Origin of the sequence: Limibacter armeniacum, assembly GCF_036880985.1 — a bacterium.
In the GTDB taxonomy this organism is placed as follows: domain Bacteria; phylum Bacteroidota; class Bacteroidia; order Cytophagales; family Flammeovirgaceae; genus Limibacter; species Limibacter armeniacum.
Window position 1 is genome coordinate 902,232 of record NZ_JBAJNO010000008.1, and the last position, 22,235, is coordinate 924,466.

Below are 22,235 nucleotides of genomic sequence, written 5' to 3' on the forward strand. Positions count from 1 at the left end.
TTTTTTGTCAATTATGGTCTTAAAATACCTGTATGTAGGCTGTAGAATATTTTTTTGCGCTTATTTAGGCTCGTTTTCACCCCTAAAAAGTCTCTATAACCATATTAAAGTGAATATATGTTAAGGTGGACAACTTCAAAACCTTACATAATTATATGAAGTTAGTCTGGCTTGCTTAAATTCCTTTTATGAAACTGATCAATCCTTCGGGTAGTAAAAGTAGTAATGCTGCTTTAAAATGTTGTATTACAATTATTTGCATTATTTAAAGACTGTTTGTTTAACCCATATGTTTATTGACTGAAAAATGACTGAAGAAGTTTGTAACTCAAGTAACCAAGTGTTTTTCAGAGGGGAGTACCTTCCTACTGATAACATGTTGAATTGTGAATGGATAGGTTTTATTGCTGAAATTGAGCCATCCAAAGAAGCTTGTAATAAGGTGGTGGAGCTGTCAAAGAAGTACAACAGCAGTTGTGTATTAAATGATAACCGTAATCAGACAGGCCCTTGGCCTAAGATTGATGATTGGCTGGAAAATCATTGGATGCCTTCTTTGGCTGCAGCAGGAGTGAAATTTATCGCTCATATCCACTCTCCAAATGTTTTTACCAATTTTTCAGCCCAGAAGCACTTTAAAGACACCAAACATGGTATAGAATTCAAGCATTTTCAGGATGAGGAGGAAGCTAAAAACTGGTTGAAAGAGATGGCGAAGGAAATCGGAATGTAGTGTTTTGGGAGTGAAATAATCATCAGAAAATCAAAGCTTGTATCTCTTGTAAAGATACGAGCTTTTTTAATGTTAATACTTCCTAGTCTGTGTTGATAACGACAGTGATTTTTTAATCAGCTTACACATTACGGGAATTTTATTTTTCAATGGTCAAGTAAGGAAATATTGCTTTCACAAATTGGGATGATGTAAACCTGTTTTGGTTTCTTAACACATTGAATACGATATGTGTTAAGGTTTTGATAATCAGGTGTGATGTATAAAGAAAATACAAGTATTTTTCAGTCAAATTGCTTATATTAGATGGAACTAATCAGAATAGTTCCATTCTAAAGAGGTCTGTTGGGACTTCTTAACTTTTTCCCCTCATCAAAACCAGCTTGTAACTGATGAAGTGATTAGACTATTACACAGTTCCTGTTTTGGAAAAGCCAAGACAGTGTCAGCATTTAAGGTCCGGACATGATGTGGGACAGCTGAATGAAGAGTAAAATCAACCGGTCAACCACTATGAAAACTATGAAAAGACGCAAAGAAAAAAAGCCTAAGGTTAATGAAGAACTTCAAGGCTTTGACATTAGGATTAATGCATCGGGAGAGATTGAAAGTAACTATACCATTGACCAGCTTAACCGATTCCTTGACAAACATGTTATTGACAAAAAACTGAAAAACAGGGAAGACTTGGACGTTGTCCGTGAAGACTGATCAGACAGAACATTATTGTAAAAAACATAGGAGCCTCCTTTATAGGGGGCTTTTTTTGTTGTGATACACATTGGCCATTCTTGTCAACCGTATCATTTATCCTAAATTTGAAAAAATTCGAGATAAAAGCTTCCAAGAGAAGCCATATACCATAGAGAAGTTGAGATGGCAGAAAATCCAAGAGCAGTTGAGTTTTTTGACGAACTGTACGAACTACATATAGAAGACCTGCTGGACGGCAGACAGAAATATACTAAGCTGAAGACCTTGCTTGAGCAGATCTGTAAGGATCTAACCAAGGATGAGCGGATGCATACTTCCAACCTGTTTGCTAGGTTGGCTTTTTTGGGTAACAAGAAGAAGCTTTCACGTAGGTTACTATGGAGCTTGCATGCCGTGCGGATTACAGCAGAAAAAGTACGGAAACATCGCTATAACCCTACTGAAAATGAGTGGTTTTTTGCCGTGCAGACGGTAGCTTCAGGTATCAGTGTGCTTTATGCAGAAGAAGTGGATGAGGAAAAACAGCCTTTGGATATTCCTGAACGCTTGGCTGAAATCCAACCGGATAAAGTGCCGTACCATGCTGAACCAAGGCAAATAGAGGAGCGTATTGGTTGCCTGAGAGTCGAAGTATTGGACATTAATAAGGAAGAGGGAATACTACTTTGTGCTGATGAAAGCAACCACGATGAGGATATGATCAAGGTGCGTTTCAATGTCTATGACTGGAACATGGGTTATAACAGTACCATTGAGCACTTATGGGAAGGCGCACAACTGAACCTGTTGGAGGTGTATATTGATCCGGATGGGGTATATGTACCCAAGCATTTGGTATTGGAGCCGGATTACCTGATTGACGTATCAGCGGTGGCAGAGTGTTTTCAGCGTGATGGAATCAATCCTTTGCTGTACCTGAACAAGAAGTTTGACGAGACGGAAACCAGTGCAGCCATGCAATTGGGTAACGTTGCCAACTTCTTTCTGGATGAGCTGTTGAATGAAGATATCCTTGAGCCAGTAACATTTGCAGATACCTTTAAAAAGACTTTTAAGCTATATCCGCTTCAGTATTCTACCATCGGCGAACTGAATGACCGTGATGCCTTTATGGGTTTTTACAAGAAGGCAGAAGAACAGTTCAGTAATATCCGCAGGGTAGTGAGGGAAGATTTGAAAGCGGAAGGTGTTAATGAGAACAACTATTATATAGAACCTGCTTTTTACTCAGAAAAATATGGTTTTCAGGGACGATTGGACTTGTTGCATCTTAAGGAGGAAACTGAGGAGCCCCATTTCGATATCTTTGAATTAAAGAGTAGTAAGTCTGTGCCGCAGTTGGGTTTGAGCCGAGATGGTATGTGGAAGAATCATCAAGTGCAGGCATTGATCTATCGGATGCTGTTGCAATCCGTGTTTGATGTGGAAGCCAATCAGGTGAACCCTTCTATTTTCTACTCAGCAACGACCCAGCAAAATTTACGATTTGCTCCCGCAGTACAGTCCTTGGAAAAGGAAATCCTGAATGCCCGTAACCTGATTGTGGCTAGGGAACTTCAACTGGCCCGTTCACCGCACGGTGAGGATGCTGCCAATACACTAAGGCTGATTTCTGAACGAAACTTCCCGAATGCGCCAAGCTTTGTTTCAACTAAAGTAAGAGACTTTGAGCAGGGATTGCGAAATATGACACCATTGGAAAGGGAATACCTATTCTCTTTTGTCAGCTTTATAGCAAAGGAACAGCAGCTTTCCAAGATTGGAGACACGGAATTCAGTCAGGGCTTGGCTTCCCTTTGGTTGGATGATTTTGTTTCAAAGGCGGACTCTTTCAATATCTTCTATGATTTAGAAATAGAGGAAAACCATGCAGACGAAGAGTCACCTTACATCATCTTCAAAAGAACCAATGAGGAAAATAGCTTTGTCAACTTTCGTGAGGGAGATATCGGAGTGCTATACCCAAGGGAAAAGGATGGGGATAGTGTATTGAAGAACCAGATCTTCAAATGTTCCATTGCGCAGATCACCAAAGACCAGATTACGGTCAGGTTCCGTTTCAGGCAACGTAATATTGCCTTCTTTGAGCAGCACCAGCGTTGGGCAATTGAGCATGATGTGTTGGATAATGGTTTTACAGGAATGTATCGAGGACTTTTCAGCTTCCTGAACCATACCTCAAAAACCAAAAAGGATATACTCCTAGGTATTGAGAAACCAAGGAGAGAACCTATCGTGACAGACTTCCAAACTGAAGATGTGCTGAATGAGGAGGAGAGACGCATTATTGGAAAGGCTTTGGCAACCAAGGACTACTTCCTAGTGGTGGGACCTCCAGGTACTGGAAAGACTTCCCGAATGCTGAAGAATATGACTGCCAACCTGCACGCCAATCCTGATACCAATATTTTGTTGTTGGCATATACCAATAGGGCAGTGGACGAAATCTGTGAATCAGTGGACGAAGCCATCAAGGAAACGGCAGATGGAAAACGTAAGTTTATTCGAATTGGGCAGGAATTTTCCACCGCACCGCACTGGCGCGATTGCTTGCTGGACAAGGTAGCGGCTGAAGCTTCCAACAGGCAGGAACTGAAAGATACCATCGGTAAGCATCGCATCTTTATTGGGACGCTGGCTTCCATTACAGGAAAGCTGGAATTGTTTAAGCTCAAGGATTTTGATATTGCCATTGTGGATGAGGCTTCCCAGATTCTGGAACCTCAGATTGTAGGACTGTTGCCTAGAGTAAACCGCTTTATCCTGATCGGTGACCAAAAGCAATTGCCAGCCATTGTACAGCAGGAGCCAGAACTTTCGGAAGTGCATAGTGAGCTATTACAGGATATCGGGCTTTACAACCGCCGAAACTCCTACTTTGAACGTATGTTCAACCGATGCAAGCAGTTTGGTTGGGATTGGGCTTACGATATGCTGACCCATCAGGGTAGAATGCATCAGGAGTTGTCCGTTTTCTCCAACCAGTCATTTTATGATAACAAGCTGACGACTGTGCCATTGCCTTGGCAACATGCAGAGTTGAAGTTTGAGCAAGTAGATGAGCAGAATAAGTTTGAGCAATTGTTGAGCAAGCACAGGTTGGTTTATGTGCCATCCAAAAAGAAAACCGACAACAAATCGGACAAGATCAATGAGGATGAGGCAAAGCTGGTTGTGGAGATGGTTAAGGCTGTAAAAGGCTTATATCTACGCAATGGGATGAAGTTTGACCCGATCAAAACCGTGGGAGTAATTACGCCTTACCGTAACCAGATCGCCCAGATCAGGCATGAGTTGGAAAAAGCAGGTGTAGAGGAGGCAGAGCAATTAACGATAGATACAGTAGAACGCTATCAAGGGAGTCAACGGGAAGTCATAATTATGTCCTTCTGTGCCAATACACCTTTTCAGGTGCAGAACCTGATGTCATTGACCGATGATGGGGAAGTGGACCGCAAACTGAATGTAGCCATTACCCGTGCTCGACAACAGATGGTTTTTGTCGGCAACGAGGAGTTGCTATCAAGGGAAGTTATTTTCTACCGTCTGATAGAGTGGGTGAAATCAAGGAATGGCTATCTGGCAGAAGGAATTGACGAAGTACTAAAGCATCAGTTTGAGTTGCCAGAAGTCAGGATGGAAAGCAAACGTCAGCTAATGGAAGAAGACAAAGACTTTGAGGAAGTATTCAAAGAATTAATTAAAGACCCTGTCAACAATCATCCGAGGACAAAACTCCCTGAAATGGTGATGGGTGCTGATGACCATTACCTGCGAAATATTGTACTAAACTATGGTAGAGCCGACTTTGACAAGCCATTGGAGCATGATTGGACGCATTTGCATTTCAGTCCAGCTGAGCGTGTGGATGCTTACGGTTATATGATGATGCTGCGTAGGTTTTATACTGCCAAATGGCTGTTTTCAAAACATAAGACACAGTTTTTGGAGCATTTTGAAGCGAATGGAAATAAGATTTTCTTCTTTGACTTTGGCTGTGGGCCAATGACTTCAGGTCTGGCATTCAATCAGGTTTTTAGAGATACACGGAAGCACTTTGTCTTTAATTATATTGGGATTGACAAGTCTGAAGCCATGCTCAAAAAAGGAAAGGCTTTTGCCAAGGGAGGATTGCTTGAATCCGTTTCCTACTACAATTTCCAGAAAGCACTGAAGGATGCTAACTGGGGATATATTCAGGATTGCTTTAGTCAGCCACATACCGTAATTCTGAACTTTGCTTATATCTTCTCCAGTTTGGAATTGTCGGAAGCGCTATTGCTGGTAAAGGAAATCAACCGAATGGTGACACAATTCCCGCAGAACCGTTACATTCTGATTTCACAATCTTCCATTTCGGATAGTAGAAACTATAATTTCAAGCATTTCTGTGAGCGACTGAAAGGTATACAAAAAGAATTGTCTGTAGGAAGCGGAAGAGTGACTTGCAGTCATGATGCTTTCTGTGATTATGATAAGAGTGAGGAAGTGTATTTTGAGGTATTGAGTAATTAGACTTTAGATTGGAAAAATATGATGATGAAATTTAACCGTAAAGAAGCTTTCATTAAAACGTTCAGTATAAAATAAACCTGCTTATTATTGATCGCTTTACTATCTGTTTCTTGTAACCGCCATGAATATAAATATATAGGATCTTATGAAATTGGTGATACAACGTTGAATGGAGAGTTTAGGGATATTCCATCCTACGGTTATTATTTTGAACTTAAAAGAAACTCAATATGTAATCTTCCATTTGGAAATTGTAGAAATAATGGGAAGTGGAGTTTGGAAAGAAGGGATAGCGTGGATTACGTTACGATGTATTCTGAACATTCATTTTTTAATGGGCCTTTTAAAGTAGAATATATTGGAGATTATGAAGTGAGTCACTTGAATGGATTCATAAATAGAAAATACTCTAAGTATTATTTCACTTCAATGAAGACGAATATAAAAATGGAATGTCGAAAGTATAATAAATAGGCAATCCTCTATTGGTGGAATGTACTGTGATTCAATGCAAGAACAATTCTTGTGTTGAATCACAGTACCTTGCGCTAGTGGTGTCTTAAAAGTCTCCAATTTTACCCCTCATACAACTCGATCGGCAACCCATCCGGATCAGCAAAAAACGTAAACTTCTTCTCTGTAAAAGGATCAATTCTGATCGGTTCGACTTCCACACCTTTTATTGTCAGCGCCTCAGCAGATGCTTCTATATTTTCTACTTCAAAAGCAATATGCCTTAATCCACAAGCTTCAGGGCGTGATGTTCGGGCAGGAGGGTTAGGGAAAGAAAACAGCTCTATTTGGTACATATCGTTTACGGCAAGGTCAAGCTTGTAAGAACCTCGCTCTTTTCTGTAAACTTCTTGCAGTATCTTAAGCCCTAATATTTCAGTATAGAATTCTTTCGATTTCGAGTAGTCCGATACAATTACAGCGATATGGTGTATTTTCTTTGGTCTTAACATGTTTGCTATTGATAATTGGTGTGAAAATTCAGCATCCAATATGGAATCCTGTTAAGATGCAAATATGTGAGATAGGCTTGATTTTATTTTATTGAATGTGTGTTTCCCCGTTAAAAATCTTCATTTTTTCTTAACTTCTTACAGGTTGGGCTGCTTGTTGCTTGAACTATAGAAAAAGCATAAATCAAAAGAAAATACATGAATACATACGTGCTGATTGCTGGAATTGTGGCGAGCTTAGCATTTCTAGGTCATTTGGTCATTGGAGTCAGAAGTTTTCTGGGACCTATTATTTATTCAGGAACAAGGGAGATACCCAAAAGGGTAATGCACAGCCTGTTTCATTATATGACTGTCTATCAACTGCTGACTGCCGTTATCCTGTTGTTGTTTGCTACAGGTAAAAAGATTGTCTACTTGGATGTGGTCAATGAGGGCGTAGTCCAGTTTATTGGCGTCAGTTATGCGATGTTTGCCTTGGCTCAGTGGTATGTAATCAGACAAACTTCGGTTAAGAAGGCTTCAAGGAAGCTATTCCAATGGATATTTTGGTTTGTAATAGCAGTTTGCTGTATCGTTGGTACAGTAGATATTAATATACCTGCTTTGGTAAAATAGCAGTGTAGACAAAAGGATTTAGACTTGAGATATTAGTAGAAAGTCTCGTATCTCAAGTCTAAAATTTCCAATCTTAAATAACAATCTTCTCCATTTTGTTCAGGTATTCAGGGTCAAAGTCTGCACCTACACCTGGACCATCCGGAACAATTACCCTTCCGTTTTCTGCATAGGTAATACCTCCTATTACAGGGTCTTCAGCCAATAGAAGCGCTGTATCCATATCGTGATGTACAATACTTTTTCTTGCAAGAGATAGGTGTGCCAATATAGTAACTCCAAAACGGGTTTCTGACATGCCACCTACCTGACATTGAATACCTGCCACTTCTGCAATATCTGCGATTTTGAGGGCATTGGCACAGCCTCCTGCCTTAGACAGTTTGATATTGAAGTAGTCACAAGCCTGAAGCGTTGCCAGTTTGAAAGCATCACGATGGTCAAAAAGTGATTCATCAGCCATAATTGGAATAGGGCTGTGTTCAGTGACTTTCTTCAGTGCCAAATTGTTCCAATGTGGAACAGGTTCTTCGCAGTGTGTGATTTGGTATTGTTCTAGCATCTTTAGTGTGGAGATTGCTGTAACGGTATCCCACCCTTGGTTGGCATCAATGCAAAGAGGAATCTCCATACCAATTGCTTCACGTATAGCCTTGATACGGGCAACATCTTCCTTTTTAGTGGTTCCTAACTTGACCTTGATAACAGGGTAACCTTGGTCCACAAATTCCTTGGCACATTTGGCCATATCTTCAGGTGTGCTAATACCCACCGTCATGTCTGTATAAAGTTCCTTGTCTTTTTTTCCGCCCCAAAGTGCGTAAAGCGGCAGGTTGGCAAACTTGCCTGCAATATCTTGTAAAGCCACCTCAAATGCACTCTTTACAGTGCTGTTGAAGGTCGTGATCCTGTCCATATCAGCGATGCGTTCCTGAATTTCCAGCGGGTTTTTGCCTTTGAAGTTTTTGGCAAATACCTGAGCCATCTCAAAATCAGTCGCTTGCGTTTCTCCTACAATGAAAACAAAAGGACATCCTTCTCCTGTACCAACAATACCTTGGTTAGTGTGAATCTTTACAACAATGTTTTCAGCATTGGTGATAGTACCTAATGAGATAACAAAAGGTTTCTTGAGAGGAACGATCAGTTTGAATATTTCAATTTGTGTGATTTTGATAGTGTTTGCGTCCAGCTTTTCCGTCTTTCTTTCTTCTATTGTATGTGTTGTGTTCATTTTTTTTATTCTGTGTATTGTGGTTGCTTCGGAATAAAATGTGTGTCCAATATGGAAAAGAATCTTGAAAGTTTCATTAAAATAATCACAAATTATATGATTATATGTTGATGGGTGAATAATGTTGTAGGAGTAGTATTGCAGAATTGCCTATAAAATTTATTACCTTGCGGGGCATTTTCTAATATTTGTTTATAGAAACAGCAGCATAACGCCATTTTGGACTTGTGTCCGCTAAGTAGAGAAAAGGAAACCGCAATGAAGGCAGAAATACGGATACTATCAGATACAGAATACCGCAATCATCCCGCAATTTGTAATTCAGACCTTTCAATTGCTAGAGATATTCTTTCAGGAAGGGTACGCAAGAAACCTGCATTGGCTCTTAGGATAGGGAGTGCTGTCCACATGGCACTACTGGAACCTCAAGTATGGCAACAAGAGCGCCTGAAGATGAAAGATGATGAAGTGAAACGGGTAGATAAGCTGGCTGCTGCTGTAAAACGTAATTCCTTGTTCGGACCCATTATCGAGGATGAGGAAATCTTAAAAGAAGTATGCCTTTTCTGGACGGATGAAGAAACTGGTACAGAATGTAAGGCAAAAGCTGACTTGCTTCAACCTGATCTATTGTTGGGCGATGTCAAAACTACGGCAGCTCAAAACAAGGAACGCTTCCTGATGGATGCCTTTAGGTTTGACTATGACCGACAGTTGGCTTTTTACAATTCGGCGGTAGGAGCTGAACGGTTGCTGCTGATCGGTATCAGTAAGAAAAGCCGAGGCAGTGTTTACTTTTCAGAGTTTGATGCTGAAAGTGAATTTATTCAAGTTGGTGTTGCCAAATATAGAGCCTTACTGAAAGCTGTAAGTGACTCACCTGCCTTAAGAAAAGAAGTGTACAACCTCCGTTAGGTGCTAATCAAATATTACTCCTTCTCGTTGTTACTACTATAATAGCGTTAATAAATGTGAATGATTTTTCATGCAATAGTGTGATAAATACTCTAATTATTCTTATACTTGACAAATTTTATTATGAGAATTCTTAGAAAAACTATTCATACTCATTGCTGAATAGATTTTACTAATACAGAAACCATTACATTACTAAACTGACTTAATCGGAATGAAAAAGTTTTTCTTAACTGTGGCTGCAGTGTGTGCGGCTTATGGGTTTGCGTCTGCGCAATCAATTCACTTAAAAGTTAGAGGCGGTACAAACGTTGCATTTTATCAATCTGATTCTCCAGCAACAGAAGTAGGACCTAGAATTGGTGGTCATGTTGGTGCTGAATTAGAGTTAGGCCTTACTGATAACTTCTCAATTTTGGGTGGTGTACAGTACTCACAACAAGGTCTGAAAATCAATGGAGAAAGCTCTGCTACAGATTTGAATGTAGAGGTAGCTGGTATGATTGCTAGCGGTGATTTGGACCCTTCAGCTTTCGGTCCTGCGGATCCTTCAAACCCTGCATATCCTTTGTTGGTGGCTATCCAAACAGGTGCACTGCCATCAGTAAATGTGAAGACTGAAGGTACTCAGATCAGAAATTATTTTAACATCCCTGTACTTGCTCAATATAAGCTTCCTTTCGGATTGAGAGTATTAGCTGGTGCGCAAGCGGGTGTATTGCTAAGTGGTAAAAATGACTACAAGCACACATTGGAAATTTACCAAGGTGAGGAAATCATTGCTGCAGTAGCTAATGATGAAACATTAAATGCAATGGTAGCGCAGTTGGTAGCTTCTGACCCTGATTTGGCGAGTGATGTAGATGACGTACTTAGCCTTTACAAAGAAGGTGGTGTTGTTGAGAAGAACAAAGACATTAAAGACACTACAAATGAGGTTGATTACTCTTTTGTAGCTGGTGCTGGATATGAAGTTGGTCGTTTCTCAATTGACGCTAGATATACTCAAAGTATGCAAAACCTGTACAAAGAGGATCCAGATAATGAGAAGACAAGAAACGCTTATGTTCAAATTGGCGTAAGCTACAAACTGTTCTAATCAGTTATTCTGATATACATTTGCAATAATCTTAACAACCCACAGCCGTAAAGTTGTGGGTTGTTTTATTTCCGGTCATCAATCAGAGGGAACTCTTGCATAATGCGGACTTCATTGAGTGTTTGGATTTGTCTTTCTACCTGAAAGAAGCGTGCAGCCGTTTTGCTCGAAAGCTTTTCCTCCATCAGTTTGAAGTACTTCTCCCGAAGGGCTATTCTTTCTTTTGCCAGTTCAAACCCATCAACTGCCATCTTGTGGGCATCCTCATCTGTGAAGTTATCATAGTGTTCCTTATAGGCTTTAAACCTTTTCAGTTGCTTGTCCAGAAGGGGTTCTTGCTCATCCTTAAACTGCTTGTACAGTTCCCAAAAAATATCCTTTTCATTTTCGGGTAAATGCATGGTCTGTTCCACTGTATTCTTGTCATCAGCAAGTACGGCAATCTTGATCATGGTAAGGTCTTCATCGGTTTGAGCATAAAGAAAATGGCAACTCAGTGCCATTAGTACAGCAAGTATAATGGTTTTCATAAGTAGAATTTGGATGTGGAAAATTACGGTAGTGTAAATAGGGACTATTTATTAAAGAAGAGCTTTCTAAGTTTGGTTCTGATCAGGTTGTCAACCTGTTTTTGAGCTTCCCTCAAGGTGTGAGCAAAGCTGACAATTTCATACCTGTGTTCACTCATGTCATAAATTTGCATGACCATATAGTGGAATTCACCTTTGTGAATTTTGAACCCTCGATAGTAAAAGTTATTGGCGTTGTTCATGGATTGACGGATTAAGCGTGAATTTTCTTCCATAACAATCAGAGTTGTTTGTCGGGTTTCTTTTCTGCTGATTTCCTGTTTTTTATCATCTGATTTTGTCTGTGAAAGCATTATTATTGCATCTGAAGTAAATTGAGATGTAATAATTTGATGAACACATTGTATTAACCTAATATGATCCGTTACCTTTTTATAGTCTGTAGCTTTTTGATGCTAAGTACAGCATCAGCACAAAATACCCCTGCCTACCTCAAGAGTCCTTCGGACTGGAAGTTCGAGAGGTTGGATTTTCCATTGGCTTTTGCCCCTGATCTAGGCTATCAGGGCTATGAGGAAATCAGGTTTGCACCGGGGATGTTTGACCGCACTTCTGAGATGTATTTTACCTATATGTTTGTATTGGCTTTGGATGGCAGAAACAAGATGGATGAAGTGGTGCTTTGCCAACTGCTAGAGAAGTACTACAAAGGTTTATGCAGGGCAGTTGCGGAAGAAAAGCAGCTTGATATCAACCTTGATGAAGTCACGGTACAGGTAGCGCAACATGGGAAAGAATCGTTTGGGGCAGTGGTTGATCTTTTTGATGTCTTTGGCAATGGTAAAAAAATGCAGGTCAGCATGGATATCAGTCTTTGTTTGCCTCAAAACAACCAACAAACATTATTGATTGCCTTGGCATCTGCCCAACCGAAGCAGAGCAAGGCATGGGAAAAACTCGCACAAGAGCGAGACAGAATGGTATTGTAATTATATAAAGCAACACGAGCCATCTTCATTAGATAGCTCGTGTTTTTTTATGTCTTGGCATTAATATCAGTAGACATTCGTTCAAGATGTGTGATTTTTTCAGCTACAGTACCTTTTTCTTGCCACCTTATAAACCGCAAAATCCACTTTAATGGAATATTGGGGTACGCCAACCTGCCTCCGAACAGGCAAACTTTTTCATCCAAATGGGCGATAAATACATGTTGCTCATTGGTATCTGTTAGCTTGGCATAGTCCATAGCAACATTCCAAGCCTTGTCTCGCGCATAGTTCATGCTGAAGTCCGCCAAAGCTTCGTCCTTGTTACCAAACCATTTATCGATCAGCCGCATACCAGTCCATATCTGGCTCAGGTTATCCTGTACCTGGTTGACCAGTGAAGCCAATACCTGATTGATCATATAAAAATCATCTTTGAGAGAGGCGATCTTATTGCCATTGGCTACTGTGGCAGCCGCAATTCCTAAATCCAGACTGATATGGGCATTCATACCTAAGAACAGGTGCTGCAATACAATAGATGAATTGTTCTCTGCTATCCTGAAGGACAGTTCCCAAGACTGTGTACAGCTTCCGTTCCGCATATAGCTTTTGTATGCCTTGATATATCGGTAAGCAAATTCTTCCACCAATTCTTCCATCATAGTAGGATTGGTAAACTGATGTTCTGCAATCTTGTCTTTAACTGTTGTGGTAACCTGCTTGTACAGCGCCGGAAAATACCCTAAGGCACTTTGATTCTCTTTTGCATCTTGAATGATCTTATCCAACTCAAGAATAACTTGATCGATACGGGTAGGACGGTTCATCAAAAATAGATTTGAGCGTGGTAATAAATGGATAGCAATGCTATCGCCTTCAGTTTATTAGGTTTATGTTTAAATATACATTAAATCACCAATCTGCACAGCTATTCACTTCTTTTAAATAGACTATTCTAAAACTGTTCCGATTCGGAGCACTCTGCTATAAAACGAATCATTTTGTGTAGGGAGATAATTAAGATTTTTTGTTTGTAATTGATTGATATTCATTTGGTTGATTTAATTGGTCTGTTCTTTTCATCTATAACAAGCAAATTGTAACAAAGATGGATAGAGTAATACCCGAAAAAGAACAGATAAAAGATAAACGGAAAACCTACTTCCGTTGGCTGTTGGCGGCAGGAGCCGTAGCGCTATCAGTATATGGAGTAAGTCAGCTGCTGACCAAAAGCGTAGCCCGTCGTGATATCCTGATTGGCGTTGTGCAGCGTGGGGAGATTTCATTGGAAGTGTCAGGAAGAGGAAGGATTGAACCTGTGTACCAACAGGCACTGACTGCCCCTTTCTCAACAGTTTTGATTGCTTCCTTGAAAACTGTCGGAGATCAGGTACAAGATACCACTGCCATTCTGAACCTGGATAGAACAGCAGAGCAGAGCAGGCTTCAGCAGATGATGGATGAGGCAGAACTGAAAAAAACAGAACTCCGCAAGGAAAAACTGAGGCTCAAAAAGGAACTGTATGAGCTGGAAACGGAAACGGCAGTTAAGTCCTTGGAGTTGGAAACGCTGTCTTCCAACCTGGCGAGTGAACAGAAGTTGCTGGAAATAGGGGGAACTACAGAAGAAAGTGTTTCGCAGGCTGCAACTGCCTTGAAAGTGGCAAAGCTTAGACAGCAGAAACTTCAGAATGACTGGCAGGTAAAACAATTGGCAGTAAAGGAGGAAATCAGGGCTTTGGAGATTGCCTTGGAGATTCAGCAGCAACATATCGCTGACCAAGAACGGAAGTTGGAAAAAGCAAAGATGCAGGCAGGTATTGATGGTGCCATCACTTTTGTCAATGATAAGGTGGGTGCATCCATACAGGAAGGGGAAGTCCTCGCCCGCATAGCCAACCTAAAAGCCTTTAGGGTACGTGGTTTGGTGGCGGAAAGCTACAGTCAACGGGTGTCAGTCGGGATGAAAGCCCGTATCAACACCTCACAGGAAGAATACTTGGGAGAAGTAAGCAGTATGTCACCTTCCTCAGAAAATGGAATGGTCACTGTATTCCTGAATATTGACCCGAATAGTGCAATAGAGAAATTGCGTCCAGACATGGTAGTAGATATAGCCTTGATGGAGGAAACCCGTGACAGCGTACTGAAGGTTGAAAACCGTGGCGCATTCAAAGGTAAAGTAAGTGAGGAACTTTTTGTGATCAGAGGGGATAAAGCGGAAAGAGTAAAAGTAACGACAGGTTACCGCAATGATGATTGGGTGGAAATCAAGACGGGATTGCAAGAGGGAGACTCTGTGATTGTATCCAATACCGAGCGCTTTGAGCAGTCTCCTTATGTTTCAATTGAAAACTAGACAGCCATGAAAAAGATATTACTAATAGGCTGCTTGTTGATGATCGGGAAATGGGGCATTGCCCAAAAGGAATTGACTTTGGAAGATGCCATCAGCAGGGCACAGTCAGAGTCTGTGGAAGTCAAGCAAGCACAGGCAAGGCTGGAAGCCCAACGCTGGAACTACAAGTCTTTTCAGGCAGGACTGTTGCCGCAACTTTCGGTAGAAGGGATTATCCCTGCCTACAATAAAACCTATAACCCGATCACGCAACCTGACGGAAGTTTGCTGTACCAATCCATTGAGCAGAACAACCTGAACCTCCAACTGAACCTTGAGCAGCAGATCGGTTTTACGGGAGGAAGTGTATTTGTCGGTAGCCAGCTTAGCCGTTTTGATGACTTGCAACGGGATACAAGACAGTACAATACCCAACCATTTTATATAGGCTACAGTCAGCCATTGATGAAATACAATGCCTTGAAATGGAGTAAGCAGATTGAGCCACTGAAGTTGCAGGAAGCCGAAAAGGCATACAATGAGCAGATGGAATCGGTAGCTTACCAGACTGTTCAGCTATATTTTAATGCCTTGAAGGCTCAGTGGCAAGCCAATATCGCAGCCAACAACCTTCAGGATAACCAAAAGATTCTTGAAATCACGAAGGAGAAGAAATCATTGGGAAGGGCTAGTGAAAACGATTTGCTGCAAGTGGAGTTGAACGTACTCAATGCAGAACAGCAGGTGACTTCCGCAGACCTTACTTATGACAAGGCTATGAGAGCCTTGATGAACTACCTGAATATCGAAACAGAAAAGGAAGTTGAATTGGTCTTGAGCAAAGAACTGCTGCTGACTTCGGTGAATAGCCAAACCGCTTTGGAAAAGGCACAAACCAACCGACAAGATTTGGTGGCATTTCAAAGAAATATGCTGGAAGCGGAAAGCAAGGTGGCAAAAGCAAAAGGGGAAAACCGCTTTCAGGCAGATCTGAGTGTAGCGGTGGGTTTTAGTAATCAGGCGCAAGTACTGTCCGATGCCTATCAGGAACCGATACAGTCACAGCAAGTGAGCTTCACCTTCAGAATGCCACTCTTGGATTGGGGAAGAGGAAAGGCAGCAGTCGGCTCTGCACAAATGGAGCGGGAAGTGACCTCCCAGATGATCAAGCAGTCGCAGATGGATTTTACAAGAGAGATTCAGGATGCTGTACAGACTTTGTCAACCGTGGTAATGCAGGCTCAAAACAGCGAGGCTGCTGACCGTATTGCTCAGAAAAAGTACGATATCTCACTGAAGCGGTTCCAGCTTGGTGACATCAGTATCAGGGAACTGGTGTGGAGTGCAGAAGAAAAGGACAGCGCCAAAAACAGGTATATTGCTTCACTGGAAGCCTACTGGCTAAGCTATTACCAATTACGTATGCTGACCCTATTCGACTTTGAAAAAGGAACAGACATTGAATATGCGATGCAGTCTAAAATCTAGTGTCAAATTATCTAACATTTAAGTAAAATGATTGAGATCAAAAACATCAGCAAGGTCTTTAAGACCCAAACTATTGAAACATGGGCTTTGCAGGAAGTGTCCCTAACAGTTGAAAAAGGAGAGTTTATCTCCGTTATGGGACCATCAGGTTGTGGTAAGAGTACCCTGCTCAGCATTATTGGTTTGCTGGACAGACCAACCTCAGGACAGGTACTGATCAATGGGGAAGACCCTTTCAAGCTGACTGACAAGAAGCTGGCAAAATTCAGAAATGAGCACCTTGGTTTTGTCTTTCAGAGCTTTCACCTGATCAATGAATTGACAGTAAAGGAAAATGTATCCATGCCGCTGATGTATGGCAACGTAAGTGCTGCCGAAACCAAAAGGAGAGTGGAAGAGGCTTTACACAGAGTAGGACTTTCCCACAGGATGAACCATTTGCCATCACAGCTTTCAGGGGGCAGCGTCAGCGTGTGGCTATAGCTAGAGCCTTGGTAGGCAGACCGTCCATCATCTTTGCCGATGAGCCAACAGGTAACCTTGACAGTGTAATGGGAGAGGAAGTGATGAATCTGCTACTGGAGCTGAACAAGGAAGGTGCTACTATCGTGATGGTGACGCACGACGAGCAACAGGCAAAGATGACTGACCGTATCGTCCGCATCTTTGACGGAAGACAGGTATCTGTTCAACCTCAAAATCTGACAATGGAATCATGAGAACTTATATAAAACTGGCGATTATTTCGCTGAAGAAGAACCCGTTTTTCTCCTTTGTAACCCTTTTTGGTATCAGCCTTACGATTACGGCACTGATGGTGATAGGTTCCATTATAGACTCTTCGTATGGAACACATGGATTGGAAAAACGAATGGATCATCTCTTGATTTCTAAAATGATGGTAGTCGAGCGAGAAAACAAATACTACTCATCATCAGGGTATTCATTTAACGTATATGACCAATATTTTTCCAAAATGAAGACACCTGATATGATGGCGGTGTGTTCTGGGTTGATGAATACCAACCTATATTATAAGCATGTCTCTGAGATGATAGAAAGGAGGGATGTTAGTCAGAGCTATATGGAGATGTTTGATTTTGAGTATGTCAATGGGAAACCCTTTTCAGAAGATGATTTCAAGCAACGCAGTAAAGTGGCGCTGATTACGGATAAGTTGGCAGCTGATGTATTTGGAGCAGAAGATTGTATCGGGAAGAAAATTAAGGTCAATTCTGAGCTTTTGACTGTTAGAGGTGTCATCAAGCAAGGTAATAGGCTTCGAAACTATTCTTATGCAGATGTTTATGCACCAATAGATGAAAGCAGTGCTTGGTATTTAAATCAATACAATAAGAAGCTGGGGAACTTGAGAATCCTGATGTATTTCAACGATACAGGTATGGTTGAAAGTGGCAGAAAGGAGTTTGACAAAGTAATGGCAAGCATTCCGCTGGATAAGGAGAAGAAAGAAGTGAAGTTGTCCGGAGAGGCATTGAGGCATATAGAAATGCCGGTTTATGATTTATTCGATCTAACGTCTGCGACAGCATTATATGGCATTGTGATATTGATTGTACTGCTGTGTATGTTTTTACCTGCCTTGAACTTAGTTAATATCAATATTACAAGAATGCTTGAGCGTTCAGGGGAGATTGGTATTCGCAAGGCTTTTGGCGCTTCAGCAGGTGAACTGATCAGGCAGTTTCTTGTGGAGAATACCGTGATTACCATTATCGGTGGTTTGATAGGTTTTGTCATTGCGACAATCACCATTCATGGGATCAATTACTTTGGCATGTTCAATGCCAATGAAACACTGGAGGTAAACCCCATCCTTTTTGTTTACGGTTTTACCGTCATGCTGATTTTTAGTGTGATGTCAGGTACTTACCCTGCGATTAGAATGTCCCGTTTTGAAATTGTCAAATCCCTAAAATCCGAAAACCAATGATCAAGCATAGCATACAACTGGTATGGGCAAGAAAGAAGAAAAACCTGCTGATGGTGATTGAGATTGCCTTTTCCTTTCTAATCCTGTTTGGGTTGTTTACAGTACTGTTTGAGAGATACAGTAACTACGCCCGAGAGCGAGGTTTCGATACCGAAAATGTATTGATCCTTCATGTATCAGAAAACAGAACAGACTACGAGAAGTGGAAAGAAGAAAGAAAGGATGTCTATAGAAGTATTGAGAATTACCTTGATGCAAACAAGGATGTTGAAAAGTTTGCCTATATGGATAATACCTTTCCGTTTAGTAGCAATAACAATACAGAGGGTTCTACATTTAATTATGGATTATCCTTCAACTATTACCGCCAGTTACTTTCACCAAAAGCCATTGAGTTATTAAACTTGCCGTTTGTTCAGGGCAGGACCTTTAATGAGACAGATTATAACGCAGACACAAAGTCCATGATTATCAATCGGGTATTCTATGATCATCTGAAGCCATACCTCAATGAAAAAGATGAACTGCTTGATGATGATGGACAGCTGAATATGAAAATCGTTGGCGTGATCGAGAATTATAAGAAAAAGAATGAGTATGAGGAACAGAAGTTTGTTGGGATCTGGCCTTACAACAAAGAGCGTTTCAACCAGACCTTGTTCTTTATCAAAACCAAAAATGATCCTACAACAATAGAGGCTCAATTGGTCAGTGACTTGGAGAAACGTTGTCCTGACTTAGCATTTGGTGTAAACTACTTTGACACTCAACGAGTACAAGCCAATAAGGAGGTTTTGCTTCCGCTGATTCTGCTGACAGCAGTATGTGTTTTCCTGATAATAAACGTTGCACTGGGGCTTTACGGAGTACTTTGGTATAACATCAGTAAGCGAAAAAGTGAGATTGGTTTGAGAAGGGCCGTTGGGGCGAGCAAAAGTCTGATCCGAAAGCAGATGCTGATAGAAGTGGGTGTGCTGCTGTTGGGAGGATTCTTGTTGGGAGGTTTGTTTGTAGTACAATTTCCTTTGCTTGGTGTTTTCAATTACACCGGAGAGCAATACCTGATTGGTACCTTGCTGTCGGCATTTTTTGTAGGAATCATTACCTTTATCTGTGGATATTATCCAAGTGTACTGGCTTCAAGGATTACTCCTGTAGAAGCGTTGCATGAGTTATAGGCAATATTGAGGCGTATTCAATGCGTCTCTACATCAGTCTGTCTTGAAGCTCATATCTAAAATCTCAAGTCTGTAAATATATAATGAACCAAAAACTTCCTCTACTGATCATTGATGATGACGAAGCAGTTCGTAAGTCACTAGGCTTTTTCTTTAAGCATAAAGGGTTTGCTCCTTTGCTGGCGCCAAATCCTCAGGAAGGTATTGCCTTGCTGGATGAGTTCGACTTTGCATGCGTCATACTGGATATGAACTTCAAGGTGGAAACTTCAGGGGAGGAAGGACTGTCAGCATTGCAACAGATCAAGCGGCAAAGTCCTAAGTTACCTGTAGTGTTGCTGACGGGCTGGGGAACCATGGAGTTGGCAGTCGAGGGAATGAAAAACGGGGCAGCTGACTTTGTCAACAAACCTTGGGACAATGAACATTTGCTTCGTTCGGTGCAAACGGCAATGGCTCTTTCCAAACAGAAGCCTGAAGTGAATGTAGTGCAGCAATCCCCTTCACGCAAGAAACTGGACAATCAGTTTGATTTCAGTCAGATTATCGGTCAGGATCCGAAGCTGCTGGAAGTCTTGGAAACGGTGGGGCGTGTGGCCAAAACGGATGCACCAGTACTGATTATGGGTGAAAGTGGTACAGGCAAGGAACTGATAGCGGAAGCCATTCACAGGAACAGCAAACGGGCAGGGGAAAGCTTTGTCAAGGTCAACCTGGGCGGTATTTCCAATTCCTTGTTTGAAAGCGAGATGTTCGGTCACAAGAAAGGTGCTTTTACAGGCGCTTATGCCGATCGGGAAGGGCGTTTTGCGATAGCCAATAAAGGCAGCATCTTTTTGGATGAAATGGGTGAACTGGATCTGAACAGTCAGGTGAAACTGCTGCGGGTATTGCAGGAACGAAAGTTTGAACCTTTAGGCAGCTCAAAGACACAGTCTGCAGACTTCCGTATTGTATCGGCTACCAACAAGGTACTGCCTGAGTTGGTCAAGGAAGGGAAGTTTCGTGAAGACCTTTTCTTTCGAATCAACCTGATTACCGTATGGTTGCCGCCACTTCGGGAGAGGAAAGGGGATATAGCATTGCTGGCACAGCATTTCCTTCATCAGCTTTCAGAAACCTATGGCATTTCGGGGAAAAGCATTTCGGCAGAAGCATTGAAATGGTTACAGAAACAGCCATTGCATGGCAATATCCGTGAGCTGAAAAACTGGGTCGAAAGTACCGTACTGATGGCGACCAATGAGGAATTGCAGGTAAGCGATTTTCAGCACAATCCAACTTACATCAATGCATTCCAGAATGAGGAGGTCAAGGAGGAACTGATTCCTGAAGGCGTTACACTGGAGGAAATGGAAATGATGATGGTGCGTAAAGCCATGGAAGATCATCAGTACAAGGTGGCTCCTGCAGCCAAGGCATTGGGTATCTCAAGAAATGCCCTTTACAGGAAACTGGAAAAGTATAACATTTCAAATGCTAAGGATTGAATATAGCTTGCTGACAGCCCTGATTGTTGGGACATTGCTCGGCATCACTTTTACGATAAGGGAAGAGTACCCTTTACTTTTTATCGCAGCAGAAATTACCTCAGCCCTGATCGTTCTCTGGATGATCAGGCTTTGGCGTTTTGTACACCGTCCTTTAAAGGAACTTAACAATGCGTTGCTTCAGTTGGAGCACAATGACTTCCAGTCGAGGCTGAAAGCCACTTCTCATCCAATGGTCAACAAGCTTGTACTGGTATTTAATGCCATGATGGAAAGGCTTCAGTCCGAACGGGTCAAGCAGCGGGAGCAGAGTTATTTTCTGGATCACCTGATGCAGGCATCTCCTCACGGAATTATTATTCTGGATTATGATGAACGGATTTTGCAAGCCAATCCAAGTGCGCTGCTGATGACTGAAATGAATCTGGAAAAGGAAAAGGGAAAGTTACTCACAGAAGCAGAAAACAACTTTTTGAAGCGGCTGGCAGATATTCAATTGAACCAAGTAGGAGAAATCAACCTGTCAGGTGGAAGGCGTTACCGTTGCCAAAAAGCCTCCTTTATTTTCAAAGGCTTTCCTCAGTATTTCCTGATTATTCAAGACACTTTTGTAGATGATGTTCGCAAGGAGAAGCAGGCGTACAGCAAGGTAATCCGAATGATGAGCCATGAGGTAAATAATACGGTCGGTGCGGCCAATTCTTATCTGGAAACACTCAAGGTATTTGCACCTGAAGAGGAGGAGTCAAAGGAAGATTACCTGGATGCTTTACAAGTATTGCAGAGAAGGAATGAATCTATGGCGACGTTTATGCGGAATTTTGCCAGCGTTGTCAAACTGCCGGAGCCGGATAAGCAGTGGATAGATTTGGCTGAGGTTCTTGACAGGGTTTGCAGGCTTTATGAACCAAAGTTGGAGCTTGCACAGATTCACCTTTCAAAACAGTACAGGGGTAAGCCAATTGGGGTATATGCAGATGCATCATTGTTGGAGCAACTTTTTATCAATATCCTGAAAAATGCTGTTGAAGCTATCTCTGAAATTTCAACAACAGAAGAGAAAACCATTGAGGTTAACTGGAATGAGAAGTCTAACAAACTTCAAATCTGCAACTCAGGACCCGTTATTTCAAAAGAAGTAGAGGAGAAATTGTTTACGCCATTTTTCAGTACCAAACCGACAGGGCAAGGAGTGGGTTTAACACTTTGCAGGGATATTCTGGTTAAGCATGGTTGGGATTTTAGGCTCTATTCTCCGGATAATCACGGAGCTGTTTTCGAGATTGAAATAAGGTGATTAAAGTCTTTATAGCTTTCAATGCCGTCTGTAATGATTCTATCTTTTCATTTGTTTCATAGTTATCAGTCAAAACTTAATAATGGTTAAGCTTTGATTGGTACTACACTTCAGAGGAGGTTGTATACCTCTGTGGAAAACTGGTAGTGAAGAAATTGAATTCAGAAACAAACCG

The 22,235-nt window shown here is 41.5% G+C and carries 18 protein-coding genes and 1 pseudogene; 14 read left to right on the forward strand and 5 right to left on the reverse strand.

Features of this window, described 5'->3' with window-relative positions:
- Positions 1-307 precede the first annotated feature (307 nt).
- The 3 genes from V6R21_RS09575 to V6R21_RS09585 all read left to right on the forward strand — a co-directional run bounded on the left by V6R21_RS09575 (position 308) and on the right by V6R21_RS09585 (position 5,962).
- Positions 308-733, forward strand: a complete 426-nt coding sequence (locus tag V6R21_RS09575) for a hypothetical protein (protein WP_334243122.1) — start codon at positions 308-310, stop codon at positions 731-733.
- A gap of 522 nt (positions 734-1,255) precedes the next feature.
- Positions 1,256-1,444 (forward strand): hypothetical protein, encoded by a 189-nt coding sequence (locus tag V6R21_RS09580; RefSeq protein ID WP_334243124.1) that lies wholly within the window; start codon positions 1,256-1,258, stop codon positions 1,442-1,444.
- Positions 1,445-1,609: 165 nt separating this feature from the next.
- A complete protein-coding gene (locus V6R21_RS09585) occupies positions 1,610-5,962 on the forward strand; it encodes a DEAD/DEAH box helicase (protein ID WP_334243126.1) in 4,353 nt (1,450 codons plus the stop codon).
- 575 nt (positions 5,963-6,537) lie between these two features.
- Here the strand turns inward: V6R21_RS09585 and gloA2 are convergent.
- On the reverse strand, positions 6,538-6,927 hold the full coding sequence (gene gloA2, locus V6R21_RS09590; protein ID WP_334243128.1) for an SMU1112c/YaeR family gloxylase I-like metalloprotein: 390 nt from the start codon (positions 6,925-6,927) through the stop codon (positions 6,538-6,540).
- Positions 6,928-7,125: 198 nt separating this feature from the next.
- Between gloA2 and V6R21_RS09595 the strand changes: the two genes are divergently transcribed.
- A complete protein-coding gene (locus V6R21_RS09595) occupies positions 7,126-7,545 on the forward strand; it encodes a hypothetical protein (protein ID WP_334243130.1) in 420 nt (139 codons plus the stop codon).
- A 73-nt stretch (positions 7,546-7,618) separates the two neighbouring features.
- Here the strand turns inward: V6R21_RS09595 and V6R21_RS09600 are convergent, their stop codons facing one another.
- Complete coding sequence (locus tag V6R21_RS09600; protein ID WP_334243132.1) at positions 7,619-8,779, reverse strand: mandelate racemase/muconate lactonizing enzyme family protein; 1,161 nt, start codon at positions 8,777-8,779, stop codon at positions 7,619-7,621.
- Positions 8,780-9,037: 258 nt separating this feature from the next.
- Here V6R21_RS09600 and V6R21_RS09605 point away from each other — a divergent pair, with 258 nt between their 5' ends.
- Together V6R21_RS09605 and V6R21_RS09610 are read left to right on the forward strand one after the other, a co-directional pair.
- Positions 9,038-9,694, forward strand: coding sequence for a PD-(D/E)XK nuclease-like domain-containing protein (locus tag V6R21_RS09605; protein ID WP_334243134.1), 657 nt, complete (start codon positions 9,038-9,040; stop codon positions 9,692-9,694).
- A gap of 214 nt (positions 9,695-9,908) precedes the next feature.
- On the forward strand, positions 9,909-10,793 hold the full coding sequence (locus V6R21_RS09610) for an outer membrane beta-barrel protein (RefSeq protein WP_334243136.1): 885 nt from the start codon (positions 9,909-9,911) through the stop codon (positions 10,791-10,793).
- A 65-nt stretch (positions 10,794-10,858) separates the two neighbouring features.
- Here V6R21_RS09610 and V6R21_RS09615 read toward each other — a convergent pair whose 3' ends face one another.
- Together V6R21_RS09615 and V6R21_RS09620 are read right to left on the reverse strand one after the other, a co-directional pair.
- Complete coding sequence (locus V6R21_RS09615) at positions 10,859-11,323, reverse strand: hypothetical protein (RefSeq protein WP_334243138.1); 465 nt, start codon at positions 11,321-11,323, stop codon at positions 10,859-10,861.
- A 44-nt stretch (positions 11,324-11,367) separates the two neighbouring features.
- Complete coding sequence (locus tag V6R21_RS09620; protein WP_334243139.1) at positions 11,368-11,676, reverse strand: hypothetical protein; 309 nt, start codon at positions 11,674-11,676, stop codon at positions 11,368-11,370.
- 99 nt (positions 11,677-11,775) lie between these two features.
- Here V6R21_RS09620 and V6R21_RS09625 point away from each other — a divergent pair, with 99 nt between their 5' ends.
- On the forward strand, positions 11,776-12,312 hold the full coding sequence (locus V6R21_RS09625) for a hypothetical protein (protein WP_334243142.1): 537 nt from the start codon (positions 11,776-11,778) through the stop codon (positions 12,310-12,312).
- Positions 12,313-12,359: 47 nt separating this feature from the next.
- On the opposite strand, the gene V6R21_RS09630 is transcribed toward V6R21_RS09625, so the two are convergent.
- Positions 12,360-13,142, reverse strand: coding sequence for a DUF5995 family protein (locus V6R21_RS09630; RefSeq protein WP_334243144.1), 783 nt, complete (start codon positions 13,140-13,142; stop codon positions 12,360-12,362).
- A gap of 281 nt (positions 13,143-13,423) precedes the next feature.
- Here V6R21_RS09630 and V6R21_RS09635 point away from each other — a divergent pair, with 281 nt between their 5' ends.
- The 7 genes and pseudogenes from V6R21_RS09635 (at position 13,424) to V6R21_RS09665 (ending at position 22,060) form a co-directional block, all read left to right on the forward strand.
- A complete protein-coding gene (locus V6R21_RS09635; RefSeq protein WP_334243146.1) occupies positions 13,424-14,674 on the forward strand; it encodes an efflux RND transporter periplasmic adaptor subunit in 1,251 nt (416 codons plus the stop codon).
- Between the two features lie 6 nt (positions 14,675-14,680).
- Complete coding sequence (locus V6R21_RS09640) at positions 14,681-16,141, forward strand: TolC family protein (RefSeq protein ID WP_334243148.1); 1,461 nt, start codon at positions 14,681-14,683, stop codon at positions 16,139-16,141.
- A 27-nt stretch (positions 16,142-16,168) separates the two neighbouring features.
- Positions 16,169-16,860: pseudogene (locus V6R21_RS09645) on the forward strand (ABC transporter ATP-binding protein).
- A complete protein-coding gene (locus V6R21_RS09650; protein WP_334243150.1) occupies positions 16,857-18,095 on the forward strand; it encodes an ABC transporter permease in 1,239 nt (412 codons plus the stop codon). The pseudogene V6R21_RS09645 and the gene V6R21_RS09650 overlap by 4 nt, the downstream one beginning before the upstream one ends.
- Positions 18,092-19,273 (forward strand): ABC transporter permease, encoded by a 1,182-nt coding sequence (locus V6R21_RS09655; protein ID WP_334243151.1) that lies wholly within the window; start codon positions 18,092-18,094, stop codon positions 19,271-19,273. The genes V6R21_RS09650 and V6R21_RS09655 overlap by 4 nt, the downstream gene beginning before the upstream one ends.
- An 83-nt stretch (positions 19,274-19,356) precedes the next feature.
- Positions 19,357-20,763 (forward strand): sigma-54-dependent transcriptional regulator, encoded by a 1,407-nt coding sequence (locus V6R21_RS09660; protein WP_334243153.1) that lies wholly within the window; start codon positions 19,357-19,359, stop codon positions 20,761-20,763.
- Positions 20,750-22,060 carry a sensor histidine kinase gene (locus V6R21_RS09665; RefSeq protein ID WP_334243155.1) on the forward strand — a complete coding sequence of 437 codons (1,311 nt, stop codon included), beginning with the start codon at positions 20,750-20,752 and terminating at the stop codon, positions 22,058-22,060. Before V6R21_RS09660 ends, V6R21_RS09665 begins: the two co-directional genes overlap by 14 nt.
- Positions 22,061-22,235: the final 175 nt, after the last annotated feature.

Coding starts and splice junctions, on each gene's coding strand:
- V6R21_RS09575 (WP_334243122.1), top strand. CDS start 308: ATGACTGAAGAAGTTTGTAACTCAAGTAACCAAGTGTTTTTCAGAGGG.
- V6R21_RS09580 (WP_334243124.1), top strand. CDS start 1,256: ATGAAAAGACGCAAAGAAAAAAAGCCTAAGGTTAATGAAGAACTTCAA.
- V6R21_RS09585 (WP_334243126.1), top strand. CDS start 1,610: ATGGCAGAAAATCCAAGAGCAGTTGAGTTTTTTGACGAACTGTACGAA.
- gloA2 (WP_334243128.1), bottom strand. CDS start 6,927: ATGTTAAGACCAAAGAAAATACACCATATCGCTGTAATTGTATCGGAC.
- V6R21_RS09595 (WP_334243130.1), top strand. CDS start 7,126: ATGAATACATACGTGCTGATTGCTGGAATTGTGGCGAGCTTAGCATTT.
- V6R21_RS09600 (WP_334243132.1), bottom strand. CDS start 8,779: ATGAACACAACACATACAATAGAAGAAAGAAAGACGGAAAAGCTGGAC.
- V6R21_RS09605 (WP_334243134.1), top strand. CDS start 9,038: ATGAAGGCAGAAATACGGATACTATCAGATACAGAATACCGCAATCAT.
- V6R21_RS09610 (WP_334243136.1), top strand. CDS start 9,909: ATGAAAAAGTTTTTCTTAACTGTGGCTGCAGTGTGTGCGGCTTATGGG.
- V6R21_RS09615 (WP_334243138.1), bottom strand. CDS start 11,323: ATGAAAACCATTATACTTGCTGTACTAATGGCACTGAGTTGCCATTTT.
- V6R21_RS09620 (WP_334243139.1), bottom strand. CDS start 11,676: ATGCTTTCACAGACAAAATCAGATGATAAAAAACAGGAAATCAGCAGA.
- V6R21_RS09625 (WP_334243142.1), top strand. CDS start 11,776: ATGCTAAGTACAGCATCAGCACAAAATACCCCTGCCTACCTCAAGAGT.
- V6R21_RS09630 (WP_334243144.1), bottom strand. CDS start 13,142: ATGAACCGTCCTACCCGTATCGATCAAGTTATTCTTGAGTTGGATAAG.
- V6R21_RS09635 (WP_334243146.1), top strand. CDS start 13,424: ATGGATAGAGTAATACCCGAAAAAGAACAGATAAAAGATAAACGGAAA.
- V6R21_RS09640 (WP_334243148.1), top strand. CDS start 14,681: ATGAAAAAGATATTACTAATAGGCTGCTTGTTGATGATCGGGAAATGG.
- V6R21_RS09650 (WP_334243150.1), top strand. CDS start 16,857: ATGAGAACTTATATAAAACTGGCGATTATTTCGCTGAAGAAGAACCCG.
- V6R21_RS09655 (WP_334243151.1), top strand. CDS start 18,092: ATGATCAAGCATAGCATACAACTGGTATGGGCAAGAAAGAAGAAAAAC.
- V6R21_RS09660 (WP_334243153.1), top strand. CDS start 19,357: ATGAACCAAAAACTTCCTCTACTGATCATTGATGATGACGAAGCAGTT.
- V6R21_RS09665 (WP_334243155.1), top strand. CDS start 20,750: ATGCTAAGGATTGAATATAGCTTGCTGACAGCCCTGATTGTTGGGACA.